This window comes from Dactylosporangium sp. NPDC005555 (assembly GCF_040605635.1).
In the GTDB taxonomy this organism is placed as follows: domain Bacteria; phylum Actinomycetota; class Actinomycetes; order Mycobacteriales; family Micromonosporaceae; genus Dactylosporangium.
This window is the reverse complement of sequence record NZ_JBEXDG010000078.1, coordinates 1-16,243: the sequence shown is the minus strand read 5'-3', so window position 1 is coordinate 16,243 and position 16,243 is coordinate 1. Positions and strand designations below refer to the sequence as shown.

20 protein-coding genes and 1 pseudogene are annotated in these 16,243 nt (G+C 71.6%); 8 read left to right on the top strand and 13 right to left on the bottom strand.

All coding sequences use genetic code 11. The features are described from left to right. Positions 1-56 precede the first annotated feature (56 nt). Entirely contained in the window at positions 57-1,148 is a 1,092-nt protein-coding gene (locus tag ABZS58_RS45930; protein ID WP_354790606.1) for a PIN domain-containing protein, read from the bottom strand. Between the two features lie 103 nt (positions 1,149-1,251). Between ABZS58_RS45930 and ABZS58_RS45925 the strand changes: the two genes are divergently transcribed. Genes ABZS58_RS45925 through ABZS58_RS45915 form a run of 3 tightly spaced genes read left to right on the top strand, consistent with a single transcriptional unit; the run spans position 1,252 to position 3,940 of the window. Then, positions 1,252-1,893: a helix-turn-helix transcriptional regulator gene (locus ABZS58_RS45925; protein ID WP_354790605.1), complete on the top strand. Its 642-nt coding sequence runs from the start codon at positions 1,252-1,254 to the stop codon at positions 1,891-1,893. Further along, a complete protein-coding gene (locus ABZS58_RS45920; protein ID WP_354790603.1) occupies positions 1,890-2,999 on the top strand; it encodes an alanine racemase in 1,110 nt (369 codons plus the stop codon). Before ABZS58_RS45925 ends, ABZS58_RS45920 begins: the two co-directional genes overlap by 4 nt. Further along, a complete protein-coding gene (locus ABZS58_RS45915) occupies positions 2,993-3,940 on the top strand; it encodes an ornithine cyclodeaminase family protein (protein WP_354790601.1) in 948 nt (315 codons plus the stop codon). The genes ABZS58_RS45920 and ABZS58_RS45915 overlap by 7 nt, the downstream gene beginning before the upstream one ends. A gap of 153 nt (positions 3,941-4,093) precedes the next feature. Here ABZS58_RS45915 and ABZS58_RS45910 read toward each other — a convergent pair whose 3' ends face one another. The 4 genes from ABZS58_RS45910 to ABZS58_RS45895 form a co-directional block, all read right to left on the bottom strand. Beyond that, the gene (locus tag ABZS58_RS45910; protein WP_354790599.1) at positions 4,094-4,552 is read right to left on the bottom strand and encodes a GNAT family N-acetyltransferase; all 459 of its coding nucleotides are present in this window, start codon (positions 4,550-4,552) and stop codon (positions 4,094-4,096) included. 7 nt (positions 4,553-4,559) lie between these two features. Continuing rightward, on the bottom strand, positions 4,560-5,486 hold the full coding sequence (locus ABZS58_RS45905; RefSeq protein WP_354790598.1) for an aminoglycoside phosphotransferase family protein: 927 nt from the start codon (positions 5,484-5,486) through the stop codon (positions 4,560-4,562). Positions 5,487-5,767: 281 nt separating this feature from the next. Continuing rightward, complete coding sequence (locus ABZS58_RS45900) at positions 5,768-6,181, bottom strand: DUF6069 family protein (protein ID WP_354790596.1); 414 nt, start codon at positions 6,179-6,181, stop codon at positions 5,768-5,770. A 126-nt stretch (positions 6,182-6,307) separates the two neighbouring features. Further along, positions 6,308-7,267, bottom strand: coding sequence for a helix-turn-helix domain-containing protein (locus ABZS58_RS45895; protein ID WP_354790594.1), 960 nt, complete (start codon positions 7,265-7,267; stop codon positions 6,308-6,310). A gap of 81 nt (positions 7,268-7,348) precedes the next feature. Between ABZS58_RS45895 and ABZS58_RS45890 the strand changes: the two genes are divergently transcribed. Next, the gene (locus ABZS58_RS45890) at positions 7,349-7,528 is read left to right on the top strand and encodes a hypothetical protein (RefSeq protein WP_354790593.1); all 180 of its coding nucleotides are present in this window, start codon (positions 7,349-7,351) and stop codon (positions 7,526-7,528) included. A gap of 41 nt (positions 7,529-7,569) precedes the next feature. Further along, positions 7,570-7,932 (top strand): hypothetical protein, encoded by a 363-nt coding sequence (locus ABZS58_RS45885; RefSeq protein ID WP_354790592.1) that lies wholly within the window; start codon positions 7,570-7,572, stop codon positions 7,930-7,932. Positions 7,933-8,111: 179 nt separating this feature from the next. Here ABZS58_RS45885 and ABZS58_RS45880 read toward each other — a convergent pair whose 3' ends face one another. From ABZS58_RS45880 to ABZS58_RS45860, 5 genes are all read right to left on the bottom strand, one after another. Next, positions 8,112-8,615 carry a flavin reductase family protein gene (locus tag ABZS58_RS45880; RefSeq protein WP_354790590.1) on the bottom strand — a complete coding sequence of 168 codons (504 nt, stop codon included), beginning with the start codon at positions 8,613-8,615 and terminating at the stop codon, positions 8,112-8,114. Next, positions 8,612-9,763 carry an LLM class flavin-dependent oxidoreductase gene (locus tag ABZS58_RS45875; protein ID WP_354790589.1) on the bottom strand — a complete coding sequence of 384 codons (1,152 nt, stop codon included), beginning with the start codon at positions 9,761-9,763 and terminating at the stop codon, positions 8,612-8,614. Before ABZS58_RS45875 ends, ABZS58_RS45880 begins: the two co-directional genes overlap by 4 nt. Positions 9,764-10,222: 459 nt before the next feature. Further along, on the bottom strand, positions 10,223-10,732 hold the full coding sequence (locus ABZS58_RS45870; protein ID WP_354790588.1) for a pyridoxamine 5'-phosphate oxidase family protein: 510 nt from the start codon (positions 10,730-10,732) through the stop codon (positions 10,223-10,225). A 158-nt stretch (positions 10,733-10,890) separates the two neighbouring features. Beyond that, positions 10,891-11,292, bottom strand: a complete 402-nt coding sequence (locus ABZS58_RS45865; RefSeq protein ID WP_354790586.1) for a DUF6855 family protein — start codon at positions 11,290-11,292, stop codon at positions 10,891-10,893. Next, complete coding sequence (locus ABZS58_RS45860) at positions 11,270-11,944, bottom strand: hypothetical protein (protein WP_354790585.1); 675 nt, start codon at positions 11,942-11,944, stop codon at positions 11,270-11,272. The genes ABZS58_RS45865 and ABZS58_RS45860 overlap by 23 nt, the downstream gene beginning before the upstream one ends. Here ABZS58_RS45860 and ABZS58_RS45855 point away from each other — a divergent pair. After that, positions 11,943-12,356 (top strand): hypothetical protein, encoded by a 414-nt coding sequence (locus ABZS58_RS45855; RefSeq protein ID WP_354790584.1) that lies wholly within the window; start codon positions 11,943-11,945, stop codon positions 12,354-12,356. The two genes, ABZS58_RS45860 and ABZS58_RS45855, sit on opposite strands and share 2 nt — an antisense overlap. After that, positions 12,344-12,807 (top strand): annotated as a pseudogene (locus ABZS58_RS45850) (SDR family oxidoreductase); the annotation flags it as partial. The gene ABZS58_RS45855 and the pseudogene ABZS58_RS45850, both read left to right, overlap by 13 nt. A gap of 21 nt (positions 12,808-12,828) precedes the next feature. Here ABZS58_RS45850 and ABZS58_RS45845 read toward each other — a convergent pair. After that, complete coding sequence (locus ABZS58_RS45845) at positions 12,829-14,049, bottom strand: cytochrome P450 (RefSeq protein ID WP_354790582.1); 1,221 nt, start codon at positions 14,047-14,049, stop codon at positions 12,829-12,831. A 141-nt stretch (positions 14,050-14,190) separates the two neighbouring features. Then, a complete protein-coding gene (locus tag ABZS58_RS45840; RefSeq protein ID WP_354790581.1) occupies positions 14,191-14,535 on the bottom strand; it encodes a group II intron maturase-specific domain-containing protein in 345 nt (114 codons plus the stop codon). An 86-nt stretch (positions 14,536-14,621) separates the two neighbouring features. Between ABZS58_RS45840 and ABZS58_RS45835 the strand changes: the two genes are divergently transcribed. Next, positions 14,622-14,780 carry a hypothetical protein gene (locus tag ABZS58_RS45835; RefSeq protein WP_354790579.1) on the top strand — a complete coding sequence of 53 codons (159 nt, stop codon included), beginning with the start codon at positions 14,622-14,624 and terminating at the stop codon, positions 14,778-14,780. 17 nt (positions 14,781-14,797) lie between these two features. On the opposite strand, the gene ABZS58_RS45830 is transcribed toward ABZS58_RS45835, so the two are convergent. Then, a partial coding sequence (locus ABZS58_RS45830) for a phosphopantetheine-binding protein (protein ID WP_354790578.1) occupies positions 14,798-16,243 on the bottom strand: 1,446 nt, incomplete at its 5' end.

The window sequence follows — 16,243 nt, the reverse complement described above, 5'->3', positions numbered from 1 at the left end:
ATTGTTATCGCTCACACGGACACTCGTCAATGCCCAGACCGTGCGCCATGTGCGCGCTAACTCGGCGCGGTGACCAGATAGTCGTCGACCTCGGGGGTCCAGCGCAGCTGCACCGCGCCGCTGGTCGCGGCCGCCTTGCAGAACTGCAGGAACGTGCGGTAGCCGAGCTTCTTCTCGCTGAAGTCCGGCCGGACCCGGCGCAGCTGGTTCTTCAGCCCGGACAGCGCGGCGCCGCCGTCGCCGGCGTCCTGCACCACGGACCGCAGCAGCGCGAAGCCGGCCTCCTGGTCGCCGTGCTCGGGCAGCGCCACCTCGGGGTCGCCCTTGACGCGGCCGGTGACCAGCTCGATCACGTTGCGTCCGGCGAGGTGACGCAGCAGCTCGCCGAAGGCGCGGAACCCGTAGTCGGACTCGCTGAACGTCGGGTCCTTGCGCAGCAGGGTCCGCTTCAGCGTCGACGCGGTGACCTCGCCACTGGAGCTGCCCTGCAGGCCGGCGACGGTCTGGGCGACGAGCACCGCGAGCGCGTCACTGTCGCGGACCGGCGGCTCCTGGGAAGGCTCCGGCAGTGCTTCCGGCAGGGACTCCGGCGCGGGCTGCGACCGGCGCTGGTCCGGCTCGGCGGCGCGCGTCGCGGGACGGCCGCCGCCGCGGGTCCGGGCGGCCGGGACCTCGACGCCTTCGAGGCGGTCGTAGTACAGGAACTCGTCGCACGCCGGGGGCAGCAGCGCCGACGTGGACTTCTCGACACCGACGCCGATGACCCGCTTGTTGAGGCCGCGCAGCTTGTGCACGAGCGGGGTGAAGTCGCTGTCGCCGGTGCACAGCACGAACGTCGAGATGTATTCGCGCTCGAACGCCAGCTCCATCGCGTCGACCGCCATCTTGATGTCGGCGGCGTTCTTGCGCGAGGCGCCCATCCGCTGCGGCATCTCGATCAGCTCGACGTGCGAGCGGGTCAGCATCCGGCGGTCCTCGTCGAAGAACGACCAGTCCGCGTACGCACGGCGGACCACCACCCGGCCGCGCTCGGCGAGGGCGTCGGCGATCGGGCGGAAGTCGAACGTCATGCCGCCGAGGTTGTCCCGCGCGCCGAGCGCCAGGTTCTCATAGTCCAGGAACAGCGCGATCCGGTCTTCGGAGTCCACCTGGGTCACCCTAACGCCACCGGCCGGGCGCGCCCGCGGCGCGACCTCAGCGAAAACACCGCCTGGACTTTCCGTCCAGATGTTGGACGTTTACTATGGGCGCGTGGACGACGGCGCGGATGCGATCCTGTCGGCGCTGCTGCCGGTCATCGACGGCCTCGCCGCGACGTTCGGGCCGACCTGCGAGGTCGTCCTGCACGACTACCGGCGCGGCGAGCAGTCGGTCGTCGCTGTCGCCGGGTCCGTGACCGGGCGCAGGGCCGGCGGCGCGCTCAGCGAGATCGGCCTCGCGGTGCTCGCCCAGGGCGACGCCGCCGTCAACGACGTCAACTACCTGACCCGCCGCCCCGACGGCCGGGTCGTGAAGTCCTCGACCATGCCGCTGCGCGACGCCGCCGGCCACGTGTTCGGCGCGCTGTGCGTCAACGTCGACGTGACCGCGCTGCGGCAGGCCGGCGACCTGCTCACCGCCCTGGCCGGGGCGGCGCCCGCGCAGGTGCCGGTCACCACGTTCAGCGACGACTTCGACGACGTGGTCGACGCCCTGGTGCGGGCCGAGGAGCTGGCGGCGGGCCGGCCCGCCGCGGCGCTGACCCGGCCGGAGCGGCTGGCGCTGCTGCGCGCGCTGGACCGCCGCGGCGTCTTCACGGTCCGCAACGCGGTGCCCCGCATCGCCGAGCGGCTCGGCGTGTCCAGATCCGCTGCCTACGCCGACCTCGCCGACTGCCGCAAGGAGCCAGCATGAGCACGCTCGACGATCCCGGCACACCGTTCCTGGCGGTGGACGCGGCGGTGGTCCGAGCGAACGCCGACCGGCTGGGCAAGCATCTCGACGGGCTCGGCGTGACGCTGCGGGCGCACGTGAAGACGACGAAGTCCGTCGACGTCGCCGCCCTGCTGCACGACGGGCGGCCGGCCCCGATCACGGTGTCGACGCTCGCCGAGGCCGAGGCGTTCGCCGCCGCCGGGTATCACGACATCCTCTACGCGGTCGGGATCGCGCCGGACAAGCTGCCGCGGGTGCTCGCCCTGCGGGACCGCGGCGTCGACCTGACGGTCCTGCTCGACAGCGTGGCGCAGGCCGTGGCGCTGCCGGCCGGGGTGCCGGCGCTGATCGAGGTCGACTGCGACGGCCACCGCGGCGGCGTCCAGCCCTCGGACGCACCGACCGTCGCCGAGGCCCTGGCGTCCGTCGGCGCGGTGCCGCGCGGGGTCCTCACGCACGCCGGCGAGTCCTACTTCGCCGACGGCGACGACGCGCTGCGGGCCGCCGCGGCCCACGAGCGCGACCGTGCCGTGCAGGCCGCGCTGGCGCTGCGCGCGGCGGGCTTCGAGGCGCCGGTGGTGAGCGTCGGGTCGACGCCGACCGCGCACTTCGCGACCGACCTGACCGGCGTCACCGAGGTCCGCGCCGGGAACTTTCTCTTCTTCGATCTCGTGATGGCCGGCATCGGCGTGTGCACCGTCGCCGATCTGGCGATGACCGTGGTCGCGACCGTCATCGGGCACCGCCCCGACAAGGGCTGGATCCTGACCGACGGCGGCTGGATGGCGACCTCCCGGGACCTCGGCACCGCACGGCAGCGCGTCGACCAGCGGTATGGACTCGTCGCCGACCTCGACGGCACCCTCTTCGACGACCTCGTCATGGCCGACGCCAGCCAGGAGCACGGCATCCTGGCCATCCGCGCCGGCGGCACGGCGGCGCTGCCCGACCTGCCGGTCGGCACCCGCGTGCGGATCCTGCCCAACCACGCGTGCGCGACCGCCGCGCAGCACGACCGCTACCACGTCGTCGCCCCGGGCTCGCGCGCCGTGCACGCCGTGTGGCCACGAATCCGAGGATGGTGAACACCACGATGCGTTTCCTGCCCGAAGACCGGTCCGCCGCGCTCGTCACCGAAGCGCTCGCCTACACCGCCGTCCGGTCGGCGCTGATCGCCGCCGCCGATTCCCGGTCGTCGGTCTTTCCGGCCGTACCAGGGCACGGCTCCGCACCCGAGAACCGGTTCACGGTGAAGTCCGGCGCGTCGGCCTCCCTCGCCGGCGTGAAGGTCGGCAGCTACTGGCCCGGCAACTCCGTGCTCGGCCTGCCCCGGCACAACTCCGTGGTCATGCTCTTCGACCAGGCGCTGGGCCGGATCGGTGCGATCGTGGAGGCCGGCGTCGTCAACGCCTACCGGACCGCCGCCGCGGACGCGGTCGCCGCCGATTCGCTGGCCCGCGCGGACGCTCGCACACTCGCCGTCTTCGGCACCGGCCATCAGGCGCTCTACGAGTGTGCCGCCCTCGCCGCGGTGCGTCCCATCTCCGCCATCCACGTCGTGGCCCGCACGCCGTCGCACGGTGAGCGGTTCCTCTCGGAGCTCGCCTCGCGGGGGCTGCCGGGTTCGCCGGCCACGGCACAGGAGGCGTGCTCGGCGGCGGACATCATCGTCACCGCCACGACCGCGACCGCCCCGCTCTTCGACGCCGGATGGGTCCGTCCCGGCACGCACGTGGCGAGCATGGGCTCCGACGCCGCGGGGAAGCAGGAGCTCCCACCGGCGCTGCTGCACACCGCCCGCCTCTTCTGCGACCTGCCGTCCCAGTCGGTCCGCATCGGCGAGCTGCAGCACGTCGCCGCGCTCGTCGCCGACGGGACGCTCGAGGTGACGGCGATCGGCGACGTCCTCACCGGCCGGGCCCCCGGCCGCCGCTCCGACGACGACATCACCGTCTTCGACAGCTCAGGCATCGCCCTGCAGGACCTCTTCATCGCCGACGCCCTCCTGCGGGCCGCCGGCCTCTGACGCCGCTCCGCGCGGATCTCGACGGCGCTCGCGGGTCAGATCTCCAGGCGGCGCCAGGACGGACCTGCATACGCCGGTGGCTCCTCCTCGCCGTCGATCCGGACGATCACCCGCAGATTCTCGACCGCCGGCGACAGCACCGATGTCATGCCGTCAACCTACCCATACGAAACGGATGTCGGGGGCCCGCTCCTCGTTGCCGGACCCGTCGGTCGTCTCGGCGACGGTGAACCCGTGGCGGAGGTAGAACCGTTGCGCCGCGGTGTTCGTCGCGAACGTCCACAGCTGCAGCCCCGCGGGCCGGCGGGACTTCGCGAGGTCGATGAGGCGGGAGCCCAGTCCCAGGCCGGTGTGCCCCGGCGCGACGTAGAGCTGGTCCACCCAGTCGCCGTCCAGGACCAGCACGCCCAGCGCCCGGCCGCCGGCGTCCTCCGTCAGCCACACCTCGCGTCCGGGGATGACGACGGTGCGGACCCAGTCCCGCACCTCGTCGTCCGGGTGGATTCCGGGCGGGATGGCGTCGCCCGCGGCGCGGCGGGAGCTGATCAGCACCTCGGCGACCGCTGGGGCGTCGGCGAGCTCGGCGCGGCGCGGGATCGGTGGAACGTCCATGGACCCATCATCCCGAACCGGGACGCACGGTGGCGGTGAGGCGGCGCAGGGCGGCGTGGGCGGGCGGGCCCCAGGTGGGTTTGCCGCCGGGGAGGCCCCGGTCGCCGGCGTCGCCGATGAGGATGCCGCTGAGGGCGCGGGTCAGCGCGCAGCCGCGGGCGCGGCGCAGGGTGGCTTCGTCCGGGGCCGGGTCGTAGGCGGCGTGGAACCCCTCGACGCTGTCGTCCGGGAGGAGGAGCCACGCGGCGGCGAGGTCGTACGCCGGGTCGCCGGCGCAGAGGTCGCCGAAGTCGATGACGCCGCAGACGGTGCCGTCGGTGGTGAGGACGTTGGCGGGGTGCAGGTCGGCGTGCAACCACAGCGGCGGGCCGGCCCACGGGGGTGCGGTGACCGCGTCGTGCCAGACGGCGCGCACGGCGTCCGGGTCGTCGATCAGGCCGCGTTCGCGGGCGAAGGCGAGACCGCCGGCGAAACCCTCGGCCCGGTCCTCCAGGGGGCCGCCGCGGTCCCGGCCGGTGGGCGCGTCACCCGGGGCCGGCCGGTGCAGTGCCGTCAGGAAGCCGGCCAATGCCTCGGCCGCGTCCTGGCCCCGCGTGACGGGGGTCAGGTCGGCGGGGGTGCCCGGCACCCAGGTGGTGATGATCCAGGGCCGGGGGAACCGTGCGGACGGCTCGCCCAGCCGCTGCGGGACCGGGACCGGCAGCGGCAGGCGCGGGGCGAGCGCGGGCACCCAGGCGTGCTCCTTGCGCAGCAGCGCGTCCGCGGACCCGGTCGCCCAGGGCAGCCGCACGGCGAGGTCGTCGCCGAGCCGCCACAGCTGGTTGTCCCAGCCGCGGGCGCCGAGCCGGACCGGGCGGCCGGCGAGGTCGGGGTGCTGGTCGCGGACCAGATCGTGGACCAGCTCCGCGGTGATCTCGAGCTCGGCGTGGGTCACGCGGGCCAACGATAGTCCTGTGCCTGGTCCGCCGGCGGCCCGTGGACCTCCTGGGCGCTCGGCCCGGCGCGGCGACGGTGGGTCTCGTGCTGGTGTCGGCATCGCTGATCAGGACGCCTTCCCGACGGCGGCCGGCGGTTCGTCTGGCCGTAGGCGTGCTCGCCGTACTTCGACGCGGGCGCCACGCCCGTCGGGCGGCGACGATGGAGCGGGCAGGGGCTCGAAGGCCTCGTCGCCGAGCTCGTGCTCGCCGCGCCGCCGGCATCGCCGGGTCGTCTCTGTCAGGCGGCCAGCCGGCGGGCGACCGCAGGGATGACGATCGCGGCGGCGACGAGGTGCGTCACCATCAGCAGCGCCTTCGTGGCCGTGGCGGCGTCGGCGGTCACGTCCGGCACGAGCGACAGCACGGTGAGCACCACCGTGGTGCGGATGAAGGCTCGGCGCGGGTGGCGGGCCTTGTAGGCCAGCACGACCGCGAGGAGCAGGCCCACCGCGGAGAAGACGACGGTCAGCATCGCGAACCCGAGGACCGGGATGGGCGCGCCGCCGACGTGGAGGCTGATCCCGGCGGCGTTCCCCACGGCGGCGACGGCCGACGTGGCGGCGCCGGCGACGGCGGCGGCGACCGCGCCGGTGCCGACGAGCAGCCCGGTGCGGTTGGGGGCGGCAGCGGTGGTGGCGGTGGTCGTGGACATGATGGCCTCCGGGTGTCGTGGCGACCGGGCCGGTGCCGGTCTGCACTCAGAGGTCGAAGCGGAGCACCCCGGAATCGACAGCTCCGCCGAATTTTCTTCCGGGCAGCAGCGTCGAGCGGCGGGGAGTCAGGACGCGAACGTCTTGCGGTATTCGCGGGGCGGGACCCCGCGGCGCCGGACGAACTGCTCGCGCAGCGTCGCGGCGGTGCCGAAGCCGACCCTGCGGGCGACCTCCTCGATCGGCAGGTCGGCGGTCTCCAGCAGCTCCTCCGCCCGGTGCAGGCGCTGCGACAGCACCCAGGCGTGCGGGGTCGAGCCGGTCGCGGCCGCGAATCGGCGGGCGAAGGACCGCTGGCTCATCAGCGCCCGCGCGGCGAGGACCTCGACGGTCAGCGGGGCGTCGAGGTTTTCCCGGGCCCAGCCGAGGACGGCGCCGAGCCGCTCGTCGTCGCAGTCCGCCGGGACCGACGTCGCCACATACTGCGCCTGGCCGCCGTCGCGGTGCGGGGGCAGGACCATGTCGCGGGCGATGCCGTTGGCGACGGCCGCGCCGTATTCGCGGCGCAGCAGATACAGGCACATGTCCACGCCGGCGGCCGCGCCCGCGCCGGTGATGATGCGGCCCTCGTCGACGTAGAGCACCTCGGGCATCAGCTTCACCTCGGGGAACCGCTCCGCCATCACCTCGGCCCAGCGCCAGTGGGTCGTCGCGCGGCGCCCGTCGAGCAGGCCCGCGGCGGCCAGCACATAGGCACCGGTGCAGTGCGCGGCGATCGTGGCGCCGCGCTCGTGCGCCGACCGCATCGCGGCGAGGACCTCCGGCGACGGCTCGACCTCGAAGTGCTCCCACGAGGTGATGAGGATCAGGTCCGCGGCGGCGAGCCGGTCGAGGCCGTGCTCCACCATGAGCGTCAGGCGGCTGTCGGTGACCACCGGCCCGGGCCGGTCGGTGCACACCGCATAGTCGAAGCCGGGCAGGCCGCGGGAGCGCCGGTCGTAGCCGAAGATCTCGCTCATGATCCCGGCCCCGAACGCGCCGGTGCCGTCGTTGACATACAGCGCGACGTTCCGGAACGGATGATGCATGCCACCATGATGGCAGAAAACCTGCGATCGCGTGCAGGTCTGCCACTGTTGTCCGGATGGCGACCGGCGCACGCTGGGGACATGTTCGTCATCGACTGCCCGATCCACGGGTCCCGTGTCCTGCTGTCCGAGCGTCGCATCCGCGCCCTGCGTAACACCGACGCAGGGGTCCTGCTCGCCCTGGAGTGCTACTGCGGCCACGTCGAGCGCATCCACACCGGCCGCGCCCGTGCCACGCGTCGCGCCGGCCACGAACTGTAGTGACAGTTGTACATACACACTGAACGCGATATTCGTATGCGGTGAGTTTTCAGCCTGTCACGACGGTGTCCCCGGCCGAGCGGCGCCGCGTGCGCCGCCGGCTCCTTGTCCTGCTGCCCGCGCTCGCGCTCCTCTTCGGCGGGCTCTGGTTCCTCAACCGCAACATGGCCGTCAAGGCGGACGTCGGCGAATGCCTGAAGGGCACCATCGCGGACGAGATGGAGATCGTCGACTGCGGGTCCGCCGACGCCACCTTCGTCGTGGTCGGCCGGGTCAGCGACCGTGGTGAGCAGGAGGCCGAATCGGTCGAGACCGTCTGCGGGCAATGGCCGGAGGCCACGCATGACTACTGGCGCGACCAGAACGACAGCAAGGGTGTCGTGCTGTGCCTGAAGCCGCGATGAACCCGTTGCGAGGACGGCTGAACAGCCGGCGAGGTCTCGCATCCCGCGACGGCGCTGCTGCGGGCCGGGATCCGCGACGGCCGGCTACCCGCCGCGGACCACGACGCGCTCACCCTTTGGGCCACCACCGCCGGTGCGGGTGACGTCGCGGACGTCGTACGCCACATCGAACGCCGCGATCAGAGCGTGAGGCGGCCGAACCGGCTGCGGTGGAAGACCAGCGGCGACGGGTCGGGCAGGGCGGAGCGGCCCGCCGCGACGAGCCGCAGCAGGATGATGGTGTGGTCGCCGGCGGGCACCTCGTTGTAGATCGTGGTGTCGAAGTGGGCGAGGCCGTCGTCGAGGATGAGCGCGCCGTCGGCGGTCGCGGTGACGGGCAGCCCGTCGAAGCGCTGGTCGACGGCGCCGGCCAGCCGGCGGGCGACGGCCGAGTGGTGCTCGGCGAGGATCGTGACCCCCAGGTGGCCGGCGCGGCGCAGGTCCGGCCACGTCTTCGAGGTGTTCGCGATGCAGAACGACACCAGCGGCGGGTCGAGGCTCACCGACGTGAACGAGCTCGCCGCGAGGCCGATGGGGACGCCGTCGACGAGCGCGGCGACCGCCACGACGCCGCTGGGGAAGATGCCGAACACCTCGCGGAGCCGGGCGGGGTCGAGGTCCTGATTGGTCCGAAGTGTGCTCATCGGGTCACCGCTCCTCCGAATGGCACCGACGGCGCCACACCACGCGACGGAAATGGGTGCCGCCAGAGACCGCGGGCGGCGAGCTCCGGAAGGACGCCCTCGCCGAAGCGGTACGCCTCCTCCAGGTGCGGGTAGCCGGACAGCACGAACTCGGTGATACCGGCGTCGACGTACTGCTCGATGAGGTCGGCGATCTGCTGGTGGCTGCCGACGAGGGCGGTGCCGGCGCCGCCGCGGACGAGCCCGACCCCGGCCCACAGGTTGGGGTGGATCTCCAGGCCGTCCTTGGTGCCGCCGTTGAGGTCGAGCATGCGCCGCTGCCCTTCGGACTCGCTGCGCCGCAGCCCCTCCTGTACCTTGCGGATCTGCTCCTCGGAGATCCCGGCGAGCAGCCGGTCCGCCTCGGCCCAGGCCTCCTCGGCGGTGTCCCGGGCGATCGTGTGCACCCGCAGCCCGAAGCGCAGCGAACGGCCGAGGCCCGCGGCGAGGTCGCGGACCCGGCGCACCTTCGCGGCGACGGCGACCGGTGGCTCGCCCCAGGTGAGGTACACGTCGACGTGCCGGGCCGCGACGTCGAGCGCCGCCGGGGACGACCCGCCGAAGTACACCTGCGGCAGCGGGTCGGGAAGCTGGGCGAGGACCGCGTCGGAGAGCTGGAAGTGCGCGCCCTCGAAGGTGACGGGTTTGCCGGTCCACAGGTCCCGCACGATCGACAGGAACTCGCCGCAGCGTTCGTAGCGGGCGTCCTTGTCGAGGAAGTCGCCGTACATGCGCTGCTCGTGGCTCTCGCCGCCGGTGACGACGTTGAGCAGCAGCCGGCCGCCGGACAGGTTCTGGAACGTGCCGGCCATCTGCGCGGCGAGGAACGGTGCGGTGAGACCCGGACGGAACGCGACGAGGAACTTCAGCCGCTCCGACACGCTGGCGATCATGGCGGTGGTGATCCAGGCGTCCTCGCACCACGCCCCGGTCGGGGTGAGCGCGGCCTCGAAGCCGAGCTGCTCCGCGGAGCGGGCGATCTGGCCGAGGTAGGGCACGGAGGCGGGGCGGCCGGCGGCACCGGCGGGGGTGCCGTGTCCGCCGCCGACGACCTGCCGGCCGTCGCCGCCGTTGGTGGGCAGGAACCAGTGGAACTTGAGGTCGGTCATCACGCCTGTCCGTGGTTGGGGGGTGGGGTGCCGTCGACCGTCCAGCGGCGCTAGGCGCCCCGGATGATGTGGCCGGTGGTGTTCATCACGAAGGCGGCGAAGTGCAGGGGGCACCCGGGCATGCGTCTCTCCATTGCGGCGAACGGATCGATGCCCTCATCGGGCCGGCCGCTGACCAAGGTGTCGTCGGCGACCCCTTGGTCATCTCGGTAAATACTATAGACTTAGTAGGGTATCGGAACGCAAGCCCCCTCATGGAAGGCGTTGTCGATCCCGGGGACGCCGTCCCCTCTCACCCTTGTCGTTTTCGGGAGTGCGCATGCGCATCGAGCAACTGGCCTATCTGGCAGCGACACGCCCGCGTCTCGGCCGTCGCGGCGCGCCCGCATTCCGGCCGTCGCGGCGCGCCCGCGTCCCGGCCGCCGTGGCGCGCTCGGGTGGCAGTCGCACCGGCAGGTCTCAGCGACGCCAGACCTGGCGGGGCGCGAACCCTTCGCGTCGCAGCCAGTGCTCGGTGTAGACGATCCGCTCCGCCTCAATGACCACGAGGGTGTCCCCGGGAGGCTCGGACAGGGGCAGCCCCCGCTCGGCGTGCTCGTTCTGCCATCGGAACGCCTCCCAGTAGTGCGCACGGTCCGGGTGCTGCGGATCGAGCACCCTGGCGGCTCCGAAGAGTTGCGCCCCGCGGCTGCTGGCCAGCCCGACCAGCGGCGCGAAGATGCCGACGGACACGCGCGGATCGGCGGCGATGTTGCGCATCTTCGGCGAACGCGGCGCGGCGGTGAAGAGCACCGCGAAGCCGAGCGGGAAATACCGCACCGGGGTGGCCAGCGGCCCGTCCGGCCCAGTGGTCGCCAGCACGCACATGTTCTGCGACGACAGGAGGTTGAGCATGCGCTCTTCGAGCCGTTCGCGATCGAGCCGCCCCGCCGGCGTGGGCCCGGTCAGCCACGGATTCGTCAGCGGCATGCGGCGTCCTCGATCATGGCGAGCACCCTACCGCTCGCAGCCGGTCGCCCACCTGGTCGCGATCCAGCTGCGGCGCTCCGTGCCGAACCATCCGCGCACCACGCGCTGCGCACGTCGTCCGCGCGGCCCGTCCGGCGCTGCCCACACCGGTGCCCGATTCACATCGCGCGCATCCTGTTGTTGCGGGCGTCGTGCGTGACCTCGGCCAGGCCGAGCGCCTCCAGCAGCGGCGGCAGATACATCCCGAACCTGCCTCGGTAGCCCTTGCGCAGCCCATACCAGCCGCCGACGGGGTTGGCCTCGGCCCGGCCCCAGGCCTCCACGGTGCCTTCGGCGGCGGGTTTGTTCTCGTCCGCGGCGCCGAGCGGCACCCAGTCGCCCTGCTCCCGCAGCCACGCGTGCAGGTCCTCGATCGCGCGCAGCCGATATGTCAGCCTGGTCGACCCGACCTGGCAGACGAGCGCCGGTGGGTCGGCCGTCTCGTCGCGGTGCATCGTGTATTCCGACGACCCCGGTGGCGTCTTCAGCACCCACGGGTCATCCTTCGTTCCGGCCGGCATGCCCCGACTGTAGGCTCCCCGCCGGCGTGCCACGAGCCGAACCGCCGCCGTCCCTCCGTCGTGCCGCGAACGCTGCCGCGCCGGCGGCGTTGAGGGCGATGCCCCAGAGCGCGAAGACCGCGAGCCACTGCAGCCAGGCCTGCTGGGTCATGTGCCCCGACAGGAGGTGACGGGCCGTCTCATACGGGGTGAGCCAGGCACGTGCCGAGCCGTCGTCCAGGGCGAGCCACAGGACGAACGGCAGGAACGTGGCGGGGAACGCCAGCCACGGGGACCGCAGCAGCAGCGCCATGCCCGTGCCGACCAGCTGGGCGAGCACCTGCACCAGCACGCCGCCGAGGATGACGACCGGGGTGTCCCGCCACGAGCCTCCCGTCATCAGCGCGCAGACCAGCACGCCATATCCACCGATGGCGGCGGCGACCAGGACCGCGGCCGGCAACGACGCCACGAGGCCGGTCCCGGGTGCGCGGCGCAGGTCGGCGATCAGCAGGATGCCCAGCAGCGGCACGGTCACCGACATGAGGCTCTGCACCGGATCGCTGAGCTCGGCGAAGGAACGGTCAGGGATGAAGGCGGAGGCCGCACCCAGGAGCAGGGTCACCGCGACCAGCCACCGCCTGGGCCACGTCCCCACGCATCGCCGCATCATGGGCCACATCGAACCGCCTCCGTTGTATCGATACGACGAGCATGCCTCGCGCGCCGCCGCGGCCGCACCGGTCAAAAGACGGATTTGCGCCGCACACCGACCATGCCGAACGGCACACAGGCGGAAACCGCCGGTCCGGCCACGCATGGACCTCCACGACGCCGGCTGCCAGGCCCGTTTCCTGATCCGCGATCGGGACGGCAAATACCCGGCGCTGTTTGACACGATCCTCGCCGACACAGGGATCACGGTCGTCCTCACCGGCGTCCAGATGCCCCGGATGAACGCGATCATGGACCGCTGGATTCAGACCTGCCGCTATGAGCTGCTCGACCGCATGCTGATCTTCAACCAGCGCCACCTGCCGCACGCCCCGGACCAGGACTGGGCCCTGGCCTGGCCTGGCAGGTGAACGTGCTGGCCCACGTCTACTCCGCGCGTGCCTGGTGCCCCGGATGTTGGCCCGCGGCGGCGGATACCTGCTGCACACCTGCTCGGCGACCGGTCTGCTGGTGGCCCCGGGCGACGCGCCGTACACCGCGACGAAGCACGCCGCGTTGGCGTACGCCGAATGGCTGGCGGTGACCTACGGCGACGCCGGCCTTCGGGTCAGCGCGCTGTGCCCGCAGGGCGTGCGTACCCCGTTGTTGATGGCCGGCCTCGAGGCCGGGCCGGCCGCGGCGAAGGCCGTCACCGCGGCCGGCGAGCTGCTTGAGCCGGACGACGTCGCCGGCGTGGTGGTCGAGGGTTTGGCGGCCGAACGGTTCCTCGTCCTGCCACACCCCGAGGTGTCCCGGTACGTGCAGCACAAGGCCGCCGACCGGGACCGCTGGATCGCCGGCGCCCGCCGCCGGATGGGCTGAACTGCCGGGCGGGCGGCCGGGTCAGTCGCGGGCGGTGAACTCGACCCGCAGCGTGTTCAGGTGATGCTGGAGCGGCGAGCTGGCCAGCCAGTCCGGTGTCGCGTCGACCGGGCGCAGGTCCGGGAAACGATCAAGCAGGATGCGGAAACACTCGTCCGTTTCCATCCGGGCCAGCGCGGCGCCCAGGCAGTAGGACGCGCCCATGCCGAACGCGGTGTGCCGGTTGGGGGTACGGGTGATGTCGAAACGGTCGGGTTCGTCGAACACCTCGGGGTCGCGGTTGCCGGCCACCATGGCGAGGTAGATGGTCTGGTGCGCCGCAATGGGCACGTCGCCGATCACCACCGGTTCGGTGGTCGTCCGCACGACGCTCCCGGCCGGGCCGTCGCAGCGCAGCATCTCTTCCACGGCTGACGGGATCAGCTCTGGCTTTCCCTTGAGCAGGTGGAGCTGCTCGGGGTTCTGGAACAGCAGGAGCAGCCCGTTCGCGATGAGGTGGGCCGTCGTCTCGTGGCCGGCGAACAGCAGCAGCACGCAGTTGGCGACGATCTCGTCCTCGGTGACCAGGCCGTCCTTCTCGGCGGCCGCGAACGTGCTCAGCACGTCCTCGCGCGGCCGTTGCCGGCGCTCCGCCAGCAGTGGCCGCAGGTAGTCCTGCATCTCCAGGATGCTGCGCTGGCACTGGCGCAGCCGGGCCAGGTTGGCGATCAGGAAGATCGCGAGGACGTCCCGCGACCAGGCCTGGAGCAGCTCGCGGTCGCGGATCGGCATGCCGAGCACCTCGGCGATGACGTTCGCCGGCAGCGGGTACGCCAGGTCCTTGACCACGTCCATCCGGCCCCGCGGCGCCACGGCGTCGAGCACCTCGTGGGTCAACTCCCGTACCCGCGGGCGCAGCGCGTCCACTGTGGCGGGCGTGAAGTACCGCTTCAACAGCTGCTGGAAGCGGAGGTGGTCAGCGGTGTTGGTGTGCCCCATCCACATGTCGATCGAGGCGCGCAGCGGCAGCAGCTCGTCCTGCTCGGCGGGACTCAGCCGCCGGAGCCCCTGGGCCATGTTCGCGTTGGCCAGGCGGCGGTCCTTCAACGCGGCGACGATGTCCGCGTGCCGGGTGACGAGGTACGCGTTGAGCTCCGGAACCCAGGTCACCGGGGTTTCCGCCCGAATCCGGTGGAACATGCGGGTCGGGTTTTCCAGCGCCTCGAGGGTGAACAACCTGTCCTGCCGAATCGTCCCGCTCATATCCTCCATGCAGTGATTATGACGTGGGATTGACGTCGGCGCATGCCCCTGACACACCGATCGCTATCGATCTAGCTTAGCGAGTAGCCGGGAGGGGTCTCACCTCCCGGCCCTCTCAGAACCGTGCGTAAACCTCTCGGCTTACACGGCTCCCATCACCCAGTCATGGGCGGACGTCGAATCGCCAGTGGGCGAACAGGTCCGGGTGGTAGCTGGCTGGCCACCGTGGCCAACCGTTCCCAGGCCCGGCGGGCGGTGCCGCCGCAGTCGTTTGAACTTCCGTGTGGCCCAGCGCATCAGGTAGTGGTTGATGCCGTCGAGGACGTAGACCAGCTCGGACCTGTAGAACCGCCCGTAATAGTTGGTCCATCCCCGCACGATCGGATTGATCGCTCGCGCGAGGTCGCCGATGCTAGATCCGCTGCGCAGGTGCAGCCGCCAGGAACGGATCTGCCGGCGGATGCGCTTGCTGGCTTCGTCGGACACGCCGGGTTGAACCCGAAGAAGTATCTTCCGGTCCTGGTCCGGACCATCCGCGACCGGAACGTGTAGCCGAGGAAGGTGAACGAGCGGTGCTCGTGCGCGCCTCGCCGTTTGCCGTCCTGGCATTGCACGATCCGGGTCTTGTCAGGGTGCAGTTGCAGTCCCCCACACCCAGCCAGCCGGGCCGCGATCGCGTCTCGGATCCGGTGCGCCTGTTCCTGTGTTTCGCAGTGGACCACCACGATTGAGCTCGGGAGGGCCACATCTACTTTGACCCCCGGTAGTCTACGAACGCTGGGCGCTCCTCGGGCGAGTGGGAGAACCATTCATTGACCGCCAGCGCGCTCACCGAAGCGTATTTGTCGGTTATTTGTAGATGATTTCCTGGCACATCTGCCAACGTGACTGTGGTGGCGTAGCTCCAGGTGAACATCCAGTCGTTATTGTCTGCCGGTCCGCCGATCCGTTCGGATGCACGGACCTGGAGCGTCGGTATCTCGATTTGCTCCGCAGGCCACCACTGGAAGGAGAGGTAATGGACCATCGCGAAGACCCAGCTGTCATCGCCGTCATCGCCAGTCCGCCTGAGTCCCTCAAAAATCTGCTTTTGCCACAGCGGCCCGTCCTCCGATACGGTTTGAAGGTCCTTCTGCGAGGGTGAGTCGAGCAGAATGACGCCAGCCGGCGCCATGCCCATCCGCACCAGCTTGGCAGCAACCCGGTGGGCGATCAGCCCACCGCTTGAGGTGCCGCCCAGTGCGAATTCTTCGCCGTTCGCGTTGTCTCGGATGATTGTCTCGGCATACGCGAGAGTCATCGCCTCGATGTCCTCCGGCAGTTTCTCACCGGCATGGAAGCCGGGCGAGTGCAACACCGACACGTCACGGGTGCCTTGGAAGGCCAACGCCAGCCGCGCATATGGGAAATCGGCCGGGGCTACGTATGGGGTGAAGAGGTACAACTTGGGCTTGCCGTCGCCGGTGGCGACCCGTGTGGGAGGCCGGACCGCCTCGTCGGCCGTGTCCACACCGAACGTCTGGCGGAGCTTCGCCAATCGCCCGATCACGTCGAAGAACTCGTCGTGTCTGCCGTCGACCTCGGCCTGCATGTACATCTCCGCAAGGTTCGACACTCGAACGGCTCCCGAGCCGGCCGATTCGGCTCCGGTACTGCGGTCGCTGCCGGCACTCACCGCGGAGGCCAGCTTGTTCACCAGATGATCGGTCAAGGCTCCGGTGCTGGGATGGTCGAAGACCAGCGTGGCCGGCAACGACAGCCCGGTCGCGGTGGCCAGCCGGTTCCGCAGTTCCACCGCGGTCAACGAGTCGAAGCCGAGTTCGCGGAACGCGCTGTCCGGATCGATCGCCTGAGCACTGTCGTGACCAAGGGCTGTAGCCGCGTGGGTACGCACCAGCTCCAGGACAGTCCGCTGGCGTTCCTCAACTCCCAGAGCGGCCAGCCTGGCGGCCAGGTCCACCCGGGCGTCGGTTGTGGTCGCCGCCCGGCGGGCCGGGCCACCGGCCAGCATCCGCCACAACGGTGGCACGGCGCCGGTCCCGGCACGACGCAGCGCGGCCATGTCCAACCGGATCGGGACCAGCTGCGGGCGGCCGGTCCGTACCGCCGCGTCGAACAACGCCAGGCCCTCCGCAGCGGACATGGCAAGAATGCCGCTGCGCCGCATCCGGCCCAGGTCCACCTCGTCAAGATG

Coding starts and splice junctions, on each gene's coding strand:
- ABZS58_RS45845 (WP_354790582.1), bottom strand. CDS start 14,049: ATGAGCGGGACGATTCGGCAGGACAGGTTGTTCACCCTCGAGGCGCTG.
- ABZS58_RS45910 (WP_354790599.1), bottom strand. CDS start 4,552: ATGGACGTTCCACCGATCCCGCGCCGCGCCGAGCTCGCCGACGCCCCA.
- ABZS58_RS45900 (WP_354790596.1), bottom strand. CDS start 6,181: ATGTCCACGACCACCGCCACCACCGCTGCCGCCCCCAACCGCACCGGG.
- ABZS58_RS45915 (WP_354790601.1), top strand. CDS start 2,993: ATGGTGAACACCACGATGCGTTTCCTGCCCGAAGACCGGTCCGCCGCG.
- ABZS58_RS45890 (WP_354790593.1), top strand. CDS start 7,349: ATGTTCGTCATCGACTGCCCGATCCACGGGTCCCGTGTCCTGCTGTCC.
- ABZS58_RS45870 (WP_354790588.1), bottom strand. CDS start 10,732: ATGCCGCTGACGAATCCGTGGCTGACCGGGCCCACGCCGGCGGGGCGG.
- ABZS58_RS45865 (WP_354790586.1), bottom strand. CDS start 11,292: ATGCCGGCCGGAACGAAGGATGACCCGTGGGTGCTGAAGACGCCACCG.
- ABZS58_RS45875 (WP_354790589.1), bottom strand. CDS start 9,763: ATGACCGACCTCAAGTTCCACTGGTTCCTGCCCACCAACGGCGGCGAC.
- ABZS58_RS45860 (WP_354790585.1), bottom strand. CDS start 11,944: ATGATGCGGCGATGCGTGGGGACGTGGCCCAGGCGGTGGCTGGTCGCG.
- ABZS58_RS45855 (WP_354790584.1), top strand. CDS start 11,943: ATGGGCCACATCGAACCGCCTCCGTTGTATCGATACGACGAGCATGCC.
- ABZS58_RS45880 (WP_354790590.1), bottom strand. CDS start 8,615: ATGAGCACACTTCGGACCAATCAGGACCTCGACCCCGCCCGGCTCCGC.
- ABZS58_RS45895 (WP_354790594.1), bottom strand. CDS start 7,267: ATGCATCATCCGTTCCGGAACGTCGCGCTGTATGTCAACGACGGCACC.
- ABZS58_RS45920 (WP_354790603.1), top strand. CDS start 1,890: ATGAGCACGCTCGACGATCCCGGCACACCGTTCCTGGCGGTGGACGCG.